This is a genomic window from Amycolatopsis acidiphila (genome assembly GCF_021391495.1).
Taxonomy (GTDB): domain Bacteria; phylum Actinomycetota; class Actinomycetes; order Mycobacteriales; family Pseudonocardiaceae; genus Amycolatopsis_E; species Amycolatopsis_E acidiphila.
Genome location: NZ_CP090063.1, coordinates 5,395,653 through 5,410,824, shown reverse-complemented (window position 1 = coordinate 5,410,824; position 15,172 = coordinate 5,395,653). Strand labels below are relative to the sequence as shown.

Annotated in this window: 16 protein-coding genes and 1 pseudogene; 13 read left to right on the top strand and 4 right to left on the bottom strand. The window is 68.2% G+C overall.

The window, feature by feature from the left end; genetic code table 11:
- Nucleotides 1-28: 28 nt before the first annotated feature.
- Nucleotides 29-1,480 carry an aldehyde dehydrogenase gene (locus LWP59_RS26490; protein WP_186383505.1) on the top strand — a complete coding sequence of 484 codons (1,452 nt, stop codon included), beginning with the start codon at nt 29-31 and terminating at the stop codon, nt 1,478-1,480.
- A 60-nt stretch (nt 1,481-1,540) separates the two neighbouring features.
- Here the strand turns inward: LWP59_RS26490 and LWP59_RS26485 are convergent, their stop codons facing one another.
- Entirely contained in the window at nt 1,541-2,758 is a 1,218-nt protein-coding gene (locus LWP59_RS26485; RefSeq protein WP_186383504.1) for a helix-turn-helix domain-containing protein, read from the bottom strand.
- A 384-nt stretch (nt 2,759-3,142) separates the two neighbouring features.
- On the opposite strand from LWP59_RS26485, the gene LWP59_RS26480 reads away from it, so the two are divergent.
- The 10 genes and pseudogenes from LWP59_RS26480 (at nt 3,143) to LWP59_RS26445 (ending at nt 10,577) form a co-directional block, all read left to right on the top strand.
- A complete protein-coding gene (locus LWP59_RS26480; protein ID WP_186383503.1) occupies nt 3,143-3,799 on the top strand; it encodes an RNA polymerase sigma factor in 657 nt (218 codons plus the stop codon).
- Nucleotides 3,800-3,825: 26 nt separating this feature from the next.
- The gene (locus LWP59_RS26475; protein ID WP_144643515.1) at nt 3,826-5,112 is read left to right on the top strand and encodes a peptidylprolyl isomerase; all 1,287 of its coding nucleotides are present in this window, start codon (nt 3,826-3,828) and stop codon (nt 5,110-5,112) included.
- A 929-nt stretch (nt 5,113-6,041) separates the two neighbouring features.
- Nucleotides 6,042-6,170: a hypothetical protein gene (locus LWP59_RS40480; RefSeq protein ID WP_267903837.1), complete on the top strand. Its 129-nt coding sequence runs from the start codon at nt 6,042-6,044 to the stop codon at nt 6,168-6,170.
- Nucleotides 6,171-6,202: 32 nt separating this feature from the next.
- A complete protein-coding gene (locus LWP59_RS26470; RefSeq protein ID WP_144643514.1) occupies nt 6,203-6,856 on the top strand; it encodes a TetR/AcrR family transcriptional regulator in 654 nt (217 codons plus the stop codon).
- A gap of 120 nt (nt 6,857-6,976) precedes the next feature.
- On the top strand, nt 6,977-7,171 hold the full coding sequence (locus LWP59_RS26465; protein ID WP_144643513.1) for a ferredoxin: 195 nt from the start codon (nt 6,977-6,979) through the stop codon (nt 7,169-7,171).
- Between the two features lie 10 nt (nt 7,172-7,181).
- The gene (locus LWP59_RS26460; RefSeq protein ID WP_144643512.1) at nt 7,182-8,387 is read left to right on the top strand and encodes a cytochrome P450; all 1,206 of its coding nucleotides are present in this window, start codon (nt 7,182-7,184) and stop codon (nt 8,385-8,387) included.
- Nucleotides 8,384-9,187: an SDR family NAD(P)-dependent oxidoreductase gene (locus LWP59_RS26455; protein ID WP_144643511.1), complete on the top strand. Its 804-nt coding sequence runs from the start codon at nt 8,384-8,386 to the stop codon at nt 9,185-9,187. The genes LWP59_RS26460 and LWP59_RS26455 overlap by 4 nt, the downstream gene beginning before the upstream one ends.
- A pseudogene (locus LWP59_RS26450) lies at nt 9,184-9,903 on the top strand (NAD(P)/FAD-dependent oxidoreductase); the annotation flags it as partial. The gene LWP59_RS26455 and the pseudogene LWP59_RS26450, both read left to right, overlap by 4 nt.
- 13 nt (nt 9,904-9,916) lie before the next feature.
- Nucleotides 9,917-10,219 (top strand): oxidoreductase C-terminal domain-containing protein, encoded by a 303-nt coding sequence (locus LWP59_RS41205; protein ID WP_373300029.1) that lies wholly within the window; start codon nt 9,917-9,919, stop codon nt 10,217-10,219.
- Entirely contained in the window at nt 10,203-10,577 is a 375-nt protein-coding gene (locus tag LWP59_RS26445; RefSeq protein ID WP_144643510.1) for a carboxymuconolactone decarboxylase family protein, read from the top strand. Before LWP59_RS41205 ends, LWP59_RS26445 begins: the two co-directional genes overlap by 17 nt.
- Nucleotides 10,578-10,990: 413 nt before the next feature.
- Here the strand turns inward: LWP59_RS26445 and LWP59_RS26440 are convergent, their stop codons facing one another.
- Genes LWP59_RS26440 through LWP59_RS26430 form a run of 3 tightly spaced genes read right to left on the bottom strand, consistent with a single transcriptional unit; the run spans nt 10,991 to nt 13,554 of the window.
- Nucleotides 10,991-12,328, bottom strand: a complete 1,338-nt coding sequence (locus LWP59_RS26440; protein WP_144643509.1) for an APC family permease — start codon at nt 12,326-12,328, stop codon at nt 10,991-10,993.
- A 51-nt stretch (nt 12,329-12,379) separates the two neighbouring features.
- Nucleotides 12,380-12,769, bottom strand: coding sequence for a VOC family protein (locus LWP59_RS26435; protein WP_144643508.1), 390 nt, complete (start codon nt 12,767-12,769; stop codon nt 12,380-12,382).
- A complete protein-coding gene (locus LWP59_RS26430; protein WP_144643507.1) occupies nt 12,766-13,554 on the bottom strand; it encodes an arsenate reductase/protein-tyrosine-phosphatase family protein in 789 nt (262 codons plus the stop codon). The genes LWP59_RS26435 and LWP59_RS26430 overlap by 4 nt, the downstream gene beginning before the upstream one ends.
- A gap of 430 nt (nt 13,555-13,984) precedes the next feature.
- Here LWP59_RS26430 and LWP59_RS41200 point away from each other — a divergent pair, with 430 nt between their 5' ends.
- Both LWP59_RS41200 and LWP59_RS41195 read left to right on the top strand, forming a co-directional pair.
- Nucleotides 13,985-14,356, top strand: a complete 372-nt coding sequence (locus LWP59_RS41200) for an NPCBM/NEW2 domain-containing protein (protein WP_144643506.1) — start codon at nt 13,985-13,987, stop codon at nt 14,354-14,356.
- Between the two features lie 168 nt (nt 14,357-14,524).
- On the top strand, nt 14,525-14,767 hold the full coding sequence (locus tag LWP59_RS41195; RefSeq protein WP_373300026.1) for a transposase: 243 nt from the start codon (nt 14,525-14,527) through the stop codon (nt 14,765-14,767).
- Nucleotides 14,768-15,172: the final 405 nt, after the last annotated feature.

Sequence of the window (15,172 nt, the reverse complement as noted above, 5' to 3'; positions counted from 1 at the left end):
CATTGTGAATAACCCAGATGGAGAGATGATGTCTGATTTGATTGAGTACGACTCGCTTTTTATTGGTGGCGACTGGGTTACGCCGGACTCGTCCGAGGTGATCACCGTCGTATCGGCCAACACCGAGGAGGTCATCGGCCGCGTTCCGGAGGCGTCGGAGCGGGACGTGGACCGCGCGGTTGCCGCCGCGAGGGTGGCCTTCGACGATCCCGGCGGCTGGTCGAGCTGGCCCGCGGCACGCCGGGCCGAGGCCATGCGCCGTCTCGCGGCGGCGCTGGAGAGCCGTGGCGCGGAAATCGTCGAGCGGGTGAGCGGCCAGAACGGCATGCCGCGGGTGATCGGTGAACAGCTGGAGGCGATGTTCCCGGCCACGTTGCTGCGCTACTACGCCGACATGGTCGAAAACGCCGCCACGGAGGAGACCCGGCCGGGACTGTTCGGCGGCAACACGCTGGTGACCCGGACGCCGGCCGGCGTCGTCGGCGCGATCATTCCGTGGAACTTTCCCCAGGCACTGGCCGGTTTCAAGCTGGCGCCCGCGCTGGCCGCCGGATGCACGGTGGTGATCAAGCCGTCTCCCGAGACGGTGCTGGACAGTTACCTCCTCGCGGAGGCCATCGAAGAGGCGGGCATCCCGCACGGCGTCGTCAGTATCGTCCCCGGGGGGCGGGAGATCGGTGCGTACCTGGTGGCTCATCCGCAGGTCGACAAGATCGCGTTCACGGGCTCCACGGCGGCCGGCCGTTCGATCGCCAAGGTGTGTGGCGAACTACTGCGTCCGGTCACCCTGGAGCTGGGCGGCAAGTCCGCTGCGATCATCCTGGACGACGCGGACCTGCCGGCGAGCTTGCAGAACCTGTTCGGCGCGTGCCTGCTCAACAACGGGCAGGCGTGCTACCTGGGCACCCGGATACTGGCGCCCCGAAGCCGGTACGACGAGATCGTCGACACCTTCACCAGTTTCGCGGGCGCGCTCACCGTGGGCGACGCGCTCGACCCGGCGACCCAGGTCGGCCCGATGGTCAGCGCCCGGCAGCGCGAGCGGGTGGAAGGCTATATCGCGAAAGGAAGGAACGACGGCGCTCGGGTCACCACGGGTGGCGGGCGCCCGAAGGACCTGGATCGGGGCTGGTTCGTCGAGCCGACCGTGTTCGCGGACGTGGACAACGCCACGACCATCGCGCAGGAGGAGATCTTCGGCCCGGTCCTGTGTGTGATCCCGTACGGCGATGTCGACGATGCCGTCCGGATCGCCAATGACGTCGACTACGGGCTCGGCGGTTCGGTGTGGACCACCGACCCTGATCGCGGCCTTGACGTTGCGCGGCGGGTGAACACCGGAACCATTGGCATCAACGGATATCTTCCGGATCCGACGGCGCCGTTCGGCGGGATCAAGGCCAGCGGTCTCGGCCGTGAGCTCGGTCCGGAGGGATTGGCCGCGTACCAGCAGATCAGGTCCGTCTATCTGGACAAGTAGGGGGCACCCGGTACCGGTTGCTGCCGACCAATCGGCAGGAACCGGTACCGGGCGCGGCTTTTACGAAAGGGTGCCGCCGTCGTGGCCCCGGGTGTTGAACCAGCAGGCGATCGCCTCGGCGCGATTCGTCGCGCCGATCTTGCGGAGAATGTGCTTGACGTGTGATTTCACCGTGCCGGCCGAAATCGCCAGCTGATCCGCGATGTGCCCGTTGCCCTTGCCCTCGACCATGAGGCGCAGCACCTCGGTTTCGCGGCGGGTCAACCCGTAGGCGTCGAAAGACGGATGTTGTTGTACCGGAGGCTTTCCCGGAGCGCGTCCTGGCACCGCGGAGTCGCTGACTCTGGTGAAGTTCCGTCCGCCGAGCCCTTCGGCCGCCGCCCATATCCGTTTCGCGGATTCTTCCACCTCGGACCGGACCGCGGCGGCTCGATCGAGCAGAACGGCCCTTTCCAGCACGTAGGAGAATCCCTCGGCGAACAGGTTCAGCAGGTCGCGGTCGAACTCGCTCGCGTCACGGTGGTGAAAAAACTGGTCGCAGTGCAGGAAGCCGGTGACCTTGCCTTCGGACTTCAGCGCCGCGGCAACATAAGAACGGGACAGCGACGGCGCGACGATCTGCTTGTACACCTTGGTGTTGTGCTGCGCGTCGGCGACCAGAATGCCGTTCCTGCGACCCAGCAACTCGAATTCCGGTAACGAGGAGACGAGCTGCTGGGGGTGTTCCTGGCCGGACCTGACGATCTCCTCCGCCCATTCGGAGTCGCCGTCGACATAGGCGCGCTGAGGCGTCCATACCGACTGGTCGATCATCGAGAACATGGCCCGGTCGAACCCCAGTTTGGAAACCACCATCGGGCATTTGCCGGTCAGTTCCTCGACGCTGTCGGAATCGCGGAGCAGGCTCAGTACCTCGCGGACGGCCACCACCCCTTCGACGCGTTTCTTCGATTCGATCCTGTGGACGATGCTTTCGGCGCCGTGTATCTGGAAAAGCAGGTGGGTCAGGTCGCCGGCGGAGGTGACCGCCTCGATCGCATCCCCTTCCCCGTTCACCGCGCGGCTGATGGCGTCCCAGGCCGTGTTCAGGGCGAGTGTCGCGGCAGCGAAGTCGTTGATGTCCTCGATGGCCGGCATCGCTTCGGGGGCAAGCAGGCGTCTCGCGCTCTCGAGTGTTTCCAGGACGTCGGTCCGCTCCCGTGGCTCGAACGCGTCCCACAGCCGTAAGCGCGGCTGCCGATGCTTCAAATCATCCGAAGACTCAACGCTGAGTCCCATGTGTCCATCCCTCCGGTTGCTCTCACGAGCAGTTTCACCCGGTAAGCATTGGGCGATCGATAGTAACCTGTGGGAGTGAAGCCCCGTCAAGGGCGATGGCAGAAATTTTCGGCCCGGCGCCACGTGCCGGGCGACAGGGTTGTGGACAGTCTCTAATGGACCCTGAACGATTTTGCCTCCATTGGGTGGAAGCCTCCGGCCTCGCGGTTGGATGGCGGCAAGGGTGCCCCTGCGGTGGCATGAACGTGGCTCGCAGGGTGGATGTGACCGCCAACACGTCATGCCATGCTCACGTTTGGTGCCGTTGTGCGGCCTGACTCGGGGACGAACGTGATGTCCCCGCAGGCCGATCGGGTGCGAAGTCGTGACAAAGGAGTGGACGACATGCCGAGTCATGCCCTTGAAAAAGGTCCGACCGTAACTTTGGTCAGTCCAGGCTCCGGATTCATGAGGGCAGACGGGCCGGCTGCCGGTTCGCCGGACCCGGACGACGGCTCGTGGGCGCTGCTGAGCGCCGCGAAGGGTGGCGACCGGGCTGCGCTCGGTGTCCTTTACAGCCGCTATGTACGCGATGTTCGCCGGTATGTCCATGCCCGCGTGGCCAACGAGCACCTGGCCGAGGACTTCACCAGCGAGGTCTTCGTGCGGCTGATCAGGTCGATTGATTCGGTCCAGCCCCTGGAGGGCAAGTTCCGCGGATGGTTGATGACGATCAGCCGCAACATCGTGATCGACTACTTCAAGTCCCACTACAACCGGCGCGAGGTGCCGGTGCAGATCGTGCCGGACTGCGGCCCGGTCGAGGTCAGCGCCGAACATCGGGTTACCAGGCGTTACGTGCGCGGTGTGCTGCTGGACTGCCTCGAACAACTGGTGCCGGAGCAGCGGCAGTGCCTTCGCCTGCGTTTTCTCGAGGAAATGTCCGTCGCGGAGACCGCGGCCGTGCTGGGCAAGAGCCCGCTGGCCGTCAGGCAGCTGCAGCTCAGAGCCGTCCGGAAGATGGCGACTCTCCTTGCCTCACAGGAAATTCTGACGTGCTGAACGCTCCACCCCGGAAGGAAGATCTGATGGAAGACGATGCCGAGGACGCAGGTACCGTCCGTACACTCGCGGAGCCCGACGATGATCCCGTCGCTGACGAGGAAGGTGCGGGCGAGCGGGAGCAGATGGCCGAGGACGGCGAGTCCGATGTGGCCGAGGAGCTCGACGAAGACACCGAATCTAGGTCTGGCACAGATGAACCCGGTCGACGGCTGTGGCAACCGAGGTTCGGCGCCCGGGCACTCGGGTGGCTCAGATCGATCCGGCTTCCTCGCGGGCGCAAGGGACGCGTGCTGCTCACCGTCGTCGTCCTGATGGTGGCCGGTGGCGGAACCGGTGGGTATTTCTGGTGGAACGCGGGCAGGCTTCCGGACGGAGTCGCCTTCCGCGTCGGCGACCAGAATGTGAGCGTGGATCAGCTCAACGCCGAGGCCGACAAGCTGCGGCTGTTCTTCGGGGTCCAGCCGCCGTCGGATCCGGCGAAGGCCGGTGACTTCCGGCGCACGATGGCGAAGGCCTACGCGGTGCAGCTCATTCTCGAGCAGCAGGTGCGTCAGCAAGGGATCGTGATCGCGGACAAGACCGCGCAGGACGCGCTGACCGGCTACATATCGCAGCAGGTCGGTGACGGCGCCGACGCTCGTGACACGTTCCTGAAGCAACTCGCCGCCGCGGGCACCTCCGAGCAGGCGGTGCTCGACCAGATCAAGGACATGCTCGCGGTCAACGCACTGTTCAGCCGGCAGACCCGGGGCATCTCGGTCAGTGACCAAGAGGTGCGGCAGGCGTTCGACCAGCGCCGCGCGTCGCTCGCCACCCCGGAGAAGCGGGATATCAAGAATATCGTGGTCAGTACCCAGGACCAGGCGAACCAGGTGCTGACCCAGCTGGCGGGCGGCGCTGTCTTCGAGGACGTAGCCAGGACCTCGAGCCTGGACGATCAGACGCGCGGCGCCGGAGGCGATCTCGGGCAGGTCGCCGCCTCCCAACTCGATGACACGTACGCGAAGGCGGCCTTCGCGGCGCCGCCGAACGGAGTGTTCGGACCGGTGCAGACGCAGTACGGATGGAACATCGGCAAGGTCGCCTCGATTACGCCGGCCGTGCCGGCCGAGTTCGATTCCGTGCAGGCACAGGTGAAGCAGCAACTGATCGACGAACAGGCCTCGGGCCGCTGGCGCGATTGGCTCGGCCAGCGGATTCGCGAGGCCGCCGTGCAGTACGCCGACGACTACCGCCCGGCGGATCCGGATTCGCCGCCGCCGACTGCGGCGACCGGCCAACCCGAGCCGGCCGGTCAGCCCGGGAGCTGACGGCGCGGCCGACCCGCTGTCGCGGCTGCGTCGCTGGCGGTCCACACTGGATTGTCACCGGCAGCGGGTCGGACTGCCTTCGCCGGTCAGGAACGTAGCTCCGAGAACTGCTCGTCCCGCCGCTCGGTGATTTCCGCCCGTGCGGCCTCGTCCCTGGCGGTGTTGGCCTCACGGACGGTTAGGTCGCCCCGGCGGATCTTGCCCGAGGTCGTCCTTGGCAGCTCGGCGAACCCGAGTTCGGCGCGGCGTACAGCGCGAGCCGATGCTCGTCGGCCACCGCCGCCCCGGCGTGCAGAGCGTCGGGGAACCTGCCGCGTGCCCGTAGGCCAGCCGCATGGCAGCCCAGGTGGGTGTCCGACCAGCGGCATCCGGCCGCTGGCGTAGTGGGCGAGCACGGCCAGTGCTCGCTCGGGCCGCCCGCCCTCGAGTTTGGCTTCAGCCGGCAGTCGAGGCGGGACGCAGCCGGCCGGGAAGGTCCGGGTACTCCAGACGCCGCCGCAGCCGCGTGATCGCGCCGTCGGTGTCGCCGGTGAGCAGGACGACCCCGGCGCGGGCTCACACCTGCAACGCGGGACCGTGCGTGTTGTCCGAGACCGCCTGTCGGGCCGAGGTCCAGTCGCCGCGACGGGCCAGGAGATTCACCTTGATCGCCCGCATCGTGTCGCGGTGCATGAACGATCCGGCACCGTGCAGATCGTCCTCAATGGACTCGATGCTGGACAGGACGGCGCACCAGTCGTCGAGGTTGACGGCGTGGTGTGTCGCCGCGACGGCGAGGCCGCGCGGTCGAGCGTCCAGCCCACCTACGCGTGGACCTGCTGCGCCCGCCGGATCGACTCCGCGGCGGCACGGGTATCGCCCAGGGTGGACCGGTCACGTCTACCAGACCGCACCGCGAAGGAGCCGCGGGCAGCTTACGACCGAACGTCATGTCGGCGCCCCGCTGCTCGAGCAGCGGTCGCGGCAACGAGTGCCGGATCACGGCGCACGCCGCCGACGTGGTCGGCTTCGTGCTCGGTGTCCCGCGGGGCGCGCTGCCGAACGTCGCTGAATCGTGAGCGGGGGAGCGGAGCCGGGTTAGGGTGTGGCCGTGGGTACTACGGCAGGGGAGCCCGCGCCGGCCGGCCGTCGTGAACGCAACCCGCGAGGGCAGGGCGACCGGCTACGGGCCGACGTGATCGCCGCGCTGGCCGGGATCGTCTCGAACGACGAGCGGATGCGGCCGGTGTCGGTGTCGTTGCGTGAGCTGGCGCGGGAGGCGGGGGTGACCGCGCCCGCGATCTACCGCCATTTCGCCAGTGTCACCGACGTCGCCTGGGCGGTCGCGCTCGACGGGTTCAGCCGCTTGCTGGTGGCGATGGACGAGGCGGACGAGCGGGCGAGTGCGGGATCGGCCGCGGACCGGCTCATCGCCCAGGCGCAGGCCTACTGCCGGTTCGCGGTCGAGTACAGGGGTCACTTCCGGCTGATGTTCGGGGTGGAGCCCGCGATGTTCCAGGTGTCTCCGGAGGTCGAGTCGCCGGCGCTCGAGCTCGTCGAGCGCTGGCGCCGGGCGACCGCGCGGTTGCGCGATGACGGGGTGTCCGTCGGCGACATCGATTCGGCGGCGATGTACCTGTGGACCTCGGTGCACGGGCGGCTCGTGTTGTCCCCGCTGATCAGTTCGGTGTGGCAGGCGGGTGACGTCCGCCGGTTCGTCGAGCTCCTGGTGCGGGAGATCGTGCGGGTCGGCGGGAACAAATAACACGTCCGCCGGTCTTCCGGTAGGTGGCTCACCTCACGGGACGAACCGTGCAGGTCGTCTTGCTCTTCGTAAGTAAACACTTGTAAAGTGATAATTGTTCACTTAAGAGGAGGTGCGCCTGTGAAGGTGACCATCGATGAGGCCAAGTGTTGCGGCGCCGGACAGTGCGTGCTCGCGGCGCCCGAGGTGTTCGACCAGCGCGAGGACGACGGGGTCGTGATCCTGCTCGACGCCGAGCCGCCCGCGAGCGAGGCCGGCAACGTGCGCGAAGCCGCCGCGCTGTGCCCGGCCGCCGTCATCGCCATCCAGGACTGAGGAGCAGCCGATGACCCGGACTGACGCAACTCCCGCCACTCCGCTACCCGCCCCGCGCCAGTGCCCGTACGCGCCGCCGGCGTTCTACACCGAGACGCGGGAGTCCGGGCAGCCCCGGCGTGGCACGCTGTGGGACGGCAGCCACCCCTGGCTCGTGGGGGGCTACGACCAGGTGCAGCAGGTGCTGCGGGACCCGCGAGTGGGCGCGGACGTGACCGACCCCGGTTTCCCGAACACCAGCGCCGCCCAGCCGGAGCTGGAGGGCAACATCTTCTTCCGCAAGGACGGCGACGAGCACCTGCCGGTCCGCCGCATCCTCAACCCCGACTTCACCGCGAAGCGGGTGGAGAAGTGGCGGACGCGGATCGAAGAGCTCGTCGACGACGCGATCGACAAGATGCTGGAGCAGCCGCGTCCGCTGGACCTGGTGAAGCACTTCGCGCTGCCGATCCCGACGACGGCGATCTGCGAGCTGCTCGGCGTGGACCTCGTCGACAGCCCGGTCGTGACGCACGCGGCGCACCTCGCGACCGACATGGAGGCCGCGACCGAGGAGAAGGTCGCCGCCATGCACGAGCTGAGCGAGGTGCTCGCCCGGTACGCGCGGCAGAAGCAGGACGAGCCGGACGACCGGCTGCTCGGCAGGCTGGTCAACGAGCACGTCCCCAACGGCGACCTGACGTTCGACGAGGTCGTGCGGCTCGCGCAGCTGGTCATCGGCGCCGGCCACGAGACGACCGCGAACATGCTCAGCCTCGGGGTGCTGGCGCTCATCCGCGACGAGCAGCAGCGCGAGAAGCTGCTGTCCGATCCGGACGCCTACGCCGCCACCTGCGCGGAGGAGATGCTGCGGTACTGGACGATCGTGCAGACCGAGCCGCGCCGGTTCGCCCGCGAGGACATCGAGGTGGGCGGTCAGCTGATCAGGGCGGGGGAGGGCATCATCTGCTCGCTCGCCGCGGCCAACCGGGACCCGGCGGTGTTCCAGGCGCCGGAGGAGCTGGACATCACCCGCGCCGAGCGGCGGCACATGGCCTTCGGGTACGGCGTGCACCAGTGCCTCGGCCAGAACCTCGCCCGCGTGGAGATGCAGGCGGCGTTCCCGCGCCTGTTCCAGCGGCTGCCCGAGCTCCGGCTGGCGGTGCCGGAGGAGGAGCTGCGCTTCCGGGACACCCACATCGTGTACGGCCTGCACGAACTGCCGGTGACCTGGTGAGCGGCAAGCTGGCCGGGCGGGTCGCGATCGTCGTCGGCGGCGGCCAGACCGAGGGCGAGACCACGGGCAACGGCCGCGCGGCATGCCTGACCTACGCCCGCCACGGCGCGAAGGTCCTGGTGGTCGACCGCGACGCGGACTCGGCGGAGGAGACCGCGAAGCTCGTCCGCGAGGAAGGTGCCGAAGCCACGGCGCACCAGGCGGACATCACGTCCGAAGAGGACTGTCGCGGGATCCCGGAGGCGGCGCTCGCCGCGTTCGGGCGGATCGACATCCTGCACAACAACGTCGGGATCGTGCCCGCGGGCCCGACCGAGCAGCTCACCGCCGAGCAGTGGCGCGCCGGGTTCGAGGTCAACCTGACCGGGATGTGGCTCACGTGCAAGTACGTGCTGCCGCACCTGCGGGAGCAGGGCAGCGGCGCGGTGGTCAACATCTCCTCGATGGCGGGGCTGATGGCTGGGGGTGAGGCGATCGCCTACGTGACCTCCAAGGCTGCGGTGAACTCTATGACCCGATCCCTCGCCCTCGAGTACGCCCCGCACGGTGTTCGCGTCAACTGCGTCGCCCCGGGCATGGTCGACACCCCGATGGGCGTCGATCGGGTCGTGCGCGCCACCGGCGCCGCGCGTGACGACGTGGTGACGGAGCGGGCCGCGACGATCCCGATGGGGCACCAGGGCACCAGCTGGGACGTCGCGAACGCCGCGTTGTTCTTGGCGTCCGACGACGCGGCGTTCGTCACCGGCGTCGTGCTCCCGGTCGACGGCGGCAGCACCCTGTACGGCGGTCCTCGGTGAACGTGGTCATCGCCGGTGTCTCCGCCGCGGGACTCTCCGCGGCGGAGATGTTGCGGCGCCAGGGTTTCGACGGCCGGATCAGCCTCGTCGGCGACGAGCCCGCGCTGCCGTACGACCGGCCTCCGCTGTCCAAGGAGGTCCTGTCCGGTGTGTGGCTGCCGGAGCGCGTCCAGCTACGCGACGACGCGGCGATCGCGGGCCTGGAGCCGGACCTGCGCCTGGGCACCGCGGCGATCGGCGCGGACGTGCGGGACCGGTCCATCGCACTGGCCGACGGCTCGCGGCTGCCCCACGACGAGCTCGTCGTCGCGACCGGTGTCCGGCCGCGGCGGCTGCCCGGCACCGACGACGTGCCCGGGGTGCACGTCCTGCGGACACTTCCCGACGCACTGGCCCCGCGGGCGGAGCTGGATCACAAGCCACGGCTCGTGATCGTCGGCGCCGGGTTCCTCGGCGCCGAGGCCGCGGCGGTGGCCCGCCAGGCCGGCGCGGAGGTCACCCTGGTCTCGGACATCGAAGCACCACTGTCCGATGTGCTCGGTCCCGAGCTGGGCTCGATACTCATCGGCATGCACCGCGACCACGGCGTCGAGATCCTCACCGGTGTGCTGGTGCGGGAGGTGCTCACCGCCGGTGGACGGGCCGCCGGTGTCCGGCTCGCCGACGGGCGCGTGCTGGAAGCCGGCGCCGTGCTGGTCTCGATCGGCTCGGTGCCGAACGTGGAGTTGCATGGCGGTGGCCCGCAACCTGCTCGGCGAGCCGAAGCCGTTCGCCCCGGTGCCCTACATCTGGTCCGACCAGTACGACCGCAAGATCCAGATCTACGGCCTGCCCCGCGGCGCCGACAGCTTCACGGTGGCCGAAGGCGCCGTCTCCGAACGCAAACTCGTTGCCCTGTGCGGAAAACAGGGCGTGGTCAGTGCCGCGGTCCGGTCAACTCCATCCGTTCCCCCAGGGCGGCCCGCGCACTCGTGGGCACCTCCTGGGACGCAGCGACGAAAGGCGGTGCGATCCGATGACGGACGACCGTGAGAAGGGCATCCAGCTGGTCCGGGAGATGATCCCGGTCGCGGCGGCCGACGTGGAGGGCGGCATGCCGGCGGGCGCGTTCGCCGGTGAGCTCTCCGAGCTCAGCCTGGTCAACGTGTTCGGCAGGCTCTGGACGCGGGAAGGGCTCGACCGGCGCTCGCGGAGCCTGGTGACGCTGGGCATCCTGATCGCGCTCGGCTCCACCGAGGAACTGAAGATCCACTTCTCGATCGCGCTCCAGAACGGCCTCACCCGCGAGGAGCTCGAAGAGGTCATCTACCACGCGACGGGATACGTCGGCTTTCCCGCCGCGAACACCGCCCGCGTCGTCGGCAGCGAGGTGTTCGACGAGCAAGATTGACAGCATGTTGTCAATTGACAAGCTCCGGTGGACGAGGTGCTGGGTACCCAGGGACGCCTGCTCGCCGCGACCGGCGACTTCGGTGCGGAGGAAGGTCTCACGGGTGCGCAGCTGCTCGTGCTCACCGCCGTGGTGAACGCCGAGCGGGCGCCCACCGTGCCCCAGATCGGACGCAGCCTCGGCCACACCAGGCAGAGCGCGCCGTGCGCGGCCGAGACGCTGCGGCTGTTCGAAGGTCCGAGTGACTATTGCGCGTGGTTGCATGACAACGCCGCGCGTCTTCAGCAGTCAGCGCGCAATGCGTGTGCGCCGGCCGCCGTCTGCTGCTCCAAAGGCTCGATGCAGCTTCCGCTTACCCGTTCGGCCATTGAACGACTGGGTAAGCGGCTCGCTACGTTCCCGCGGCCTGCGGGCTACGTGGAGCTCGCGCTGGTGGTGGTATCCGGCTTGCGGCGGGTAAGCACGATCAGACGGCCGGCGATGCCGACCGAGAAGACGGAGAGCCCGGCGACGATCGAGGGCCAGGGCAGGGTGATCACGAGGGCGAGGCAGCCGAGGAGGCCGAGGACGTGCAGCCAACGGGGCCACCTCCGGTGCTGCGCGTCCTGGGTGAGTGCTGAGAGGTTCGCAATAGCGTAGTAGACCAGCACGCCGAACGAGGAGAACCCGATCACCCCGCGCAGGTCGACACTCAACACGAGCACGGAGACGACGACCGCGAGTGCCCACTCCGCGTGGTGTGGCACCTGGAACCGGGGGTGGATGGCAGCCAGCCAGCTGGGGAGGTCGCGGTGGCGGGCCATGGCGAGGCTGGTGCGTCCGATGCCGGCGATCAGGGCGAGCAACGCGCCGAGGCTGGCGACCGCGCCGCCGATACGCACCACCGGGGTGAGGGCAGCCGCACCGGCGTCGGTGATCGCGGTGGTCAAGGGCGCGGTCGAGTCGGCGAGGCGGGCCGGCCCGGACGCCAGCAGGGCGGCGGTGCCGATGACGAGGTACACGAGCACGGCGATCCCGAGTGCGAGCGGGATAGCACGGGGGATCGTGCGCGCGGGGTCGCGGACTTCCTCACCCATGGTCGCGATGCGCGCGTAGCCGGCGAAGGCGAAAAACAGCAGCCCTGCTGCCTGGAGGATGCCGTAGGGGCCGCCGGAGGTCCACGCCGCGGGGCTGCCGAGATGGGCTGGGCCGGCCCAGCCACCGAACGCGATGCCCAGCACCAGCGTCGCGAGCGCAGCCAGGGTGACCGTCACCAGCACTCGGGTGAGTTGCACCGTCCGGGTCATTCCGCGGTTGTTGAGCACGGCCAGCGCCACCACCCCGGCCACCGCGACCACGCGTTGCAGCCACCACGGTCCCGGCACCGCGTACGTGGCGAACGTCAACGCCATGGCCGCGCACGAGGCGGTCTTGCCGATCACGAACCCCCACCCGGCCGTGAAACCCCACCACGGGCCCAGGCGTTCGCGCCCGTAGGCGTAGGTGCCGCCGGACGTCGGGTACTGCGCAGCCAGCTGTGCCGAGGACACGGCGTTGCAGTACGCGACTACCGCAGCCACGAGGAGGCCGATCAGCAGGCCGCTGCCCGCCGCCTTCGCCGCCGGGCCGAACGCCGCGTACACGCCGGCGCCGATCATCGAACCGACCCCGACGACCACGGCGTCGCCGGTACCGAGCCGCCGCGCCAGCGCGGGGCCCGCTCCTCGAGCCGGTGTGCCGGACCCCGACGCGGGAGAGTGGTCGGTTGCCATGCTCTGGCTCGCCTCCAGACGTCGCACGTGCCGGGTACCGGAGGTGTGCCGTCAGGCTTTCGGTTGGAACAGCTCGACGGGATTCCCGGCGGGGTCGTCGAGCACGACCTGCCGGCCTCCGGGACCGGAGATGATGTCGCTGCGGAACTCGGCACCGCCAGAGTGAAGCCGGGTCACTTCCGCCTCGATGTCGTCGACGATGAGGTGGATGCGGTTCCAGCCGCCGGGGCCGGGCTTGGTGCCGTCGGGCATCCGGCGTCCGGCGGAACTGGTCGGTCCGCTCAGCAGCAACCGCAAGCTGCCGCGGGTGACGTCGGCGAACGCCGGAGAGAAATCAGTCCGCACGGTGAACCCGAGACGGCCGGTGTAGAAGGCGATCGCGGCTTCGACGTCGTCGACCAGGTACCGCACGCTCACGAGGTTCGCGATATCTGTGGTCATGTTCGGCTCTCCTCAACATCGTCGGTGAGGGTGGTTGGCAGAAAATGAATCCGGCTGTCGAGCTCGGCGGCGGTGCGGCGGAACGCGGGATAGGTGTCGCCGTCGGTCCCGGGTTCCCGAGCGGGGTCCGGGATGCTCCAGTGGATCATCACGGGCCGTCCGGGGAAGGCCGGACAGACCTCGCGGACGCGATCGCACAGGCTGACCACCAGGTCGAATCGCCGCCGTCGGACGGAGTCGAGATGCGTGGGCTGATGCTCCAGCGTGATGCCGTACTCCGCAGCCGCTCGCACCGCGTTGGCGTGCAACGGCTTCGGGTGGCTCCCCGCACTGGCGACCTCGACCCGATTCCCCACCCGGTACCGAAGCAACGCCTCGGCCAACGGCGAGCGACCGCTGTTTCCGGTGCACAGGAACAACACCCGCGAACGAGCGGCTGGTGCGGACCGCCCACTGCGCCGTTCCTGGGCCCCGACTGGCGACCCGAACCCGGGCCGCAGACCAGGATGCAGTGCGGCCCCGGCATCCGCCCACGCCTTGGCACAACGTGCCAGGTCCAGGTGGTAGTAGCTGTCCCGGCCGTCGAAGCTGCTCCGCCGTGCTGTCACCAAACCGGCGGACCGCAACTGACCGAGGTGGTACGACACCAGGTTCTGCGGCTGCCCGACCGCCGTCACCAGCTCCCGCACCCGCAGATCACTGGCGGCCAGTTTCCGCGCCAGCCGCCAGCGCAGGGGATCAGCCAGCAACCGCACGATCAGCGGCGGCGCATCGGTCGGCACCATCGCACGACACTACATCAATGGGTATTGATGCATCTAGCTGTTTCGCAAGCTGGCGGCTTGGCCGCCGAGTTGCGGATCTCAGCGTGACCGGACCGGGGCGCCCGCCGGTAGCGCTCAGGCCGGCGTCGAAGCAGCGTAGCGGCGGAGAAGGCGTCGGGCTGCAGTTCGTCGAGTGCCCGGCGCGCGACGAGGCGGTCCGCGGGGTGGACGCGTGCGCGCAGGTGAGCGGCGAGGTCGCGGATTGGCAGGCCGGCATCCAGTCGCAACCTCAGCTGGGTTTGGGTACGGTACGGTCCGCCAGGCGTTCAGCCCGGATTTTTGAAGCCCCTACTTATCGGTGTCCGTCCGGCCTCAGGATTCGTCGGTGGAACGATCAAGGTCGGGGCCGTCGAAAGACGCACCCAGCTTTTCGTAAGCGCCACTCACTCGAGTGACGGTCTGCGGACTTGAGCAAAGCCGACCGCGTGGGGTCGCCACTTTTGTAACGATAGCGGGGCTCTACCGATCAGAATGTGTTAGAGGTCAACGTTTAGTGATCGTTTCGGAAATACACTACGAGAGGTTTAGCGGCACGTTTGGGCTGACAGATAAGACGCGCCATGACAACGTGATTGATGGTATTGGCTACTTCGCGGTCTACTCGTCAACGGGCACCCTTCTGCAATCGCCGAAAAAGGTTGAGTACCCCGAACACGTGGCATTTGACGTCGACGTAACAAGGGTTAGTCGCGTCCGCCTGGAAGTCAGCAACGGTACGAACGCCGAATATCCATGCTGGTGCGACGCTCGCTTCACCAAATAAAAGCTTGACCATTGGTCCCACGATGAGGCTCAGGCCGCACCAGCTTGTTCCGGCATCGGCTAATTTGCCCTCTCGGCGCGGGCAGCTACTTCTAGCAGTGAATGCGGCGTTACCGCCGGGACATTCGGCGAACGGATCTCGGCGGTCTGTAGTCACCAGATCGCGGCAGTGGTCCGCGCGGCAGCCCCGGGCCTGGTCGAGCTTCACGGAGTCGGCATTGAACTCGCCGGCCAGTTCCTGGTCACCACCGGAGACAACGCCGACCGCATTCATAGCGAAGCGGCCTTCGCCAAGCTCTGCGGAGTCGCACCCAACCGGCCAGCAGCGGAAGAACCACCGGCCGACACGGCCTCAACAGAAGCGCGACGCCGAACTGACGTTGGCACATCTGGTCGGAAACCCCGTGCGTGAAACAGTTCCGGTCGCAGCGACTACGGCATACTGCTCGTAAGCTCTGGCCAGTCGCCAAGCGGAGCTGGCGGAACATGTGGGGGCCACGTCGGTGATGAGGAAAAGAATCAGTCCGGCCCCGACCCGATGGGAAGCGCTCGTCGGCAGCTTCTTCAAGCGACCGACGCGAATCCTCGTCGTGGTCCTCCTCGTGACGTTCAACTACTGGGTCGGGACACTCATTCCCTGGTTCAATCCTGGAGTTTTCGCGTTCTGCGGAAGTGTGCAGTTCGTCACGTCCCTCCTCGAACGCTGGACGAGGGACTTTCAGGACGACAAGACCCGTGAGCACTCGAGGAAAAGATGACGACTAAGAGCGTGTCCTGTTTGGCGCTGAGGGCTGCCGCTGGGATGACGCTGGGTGGT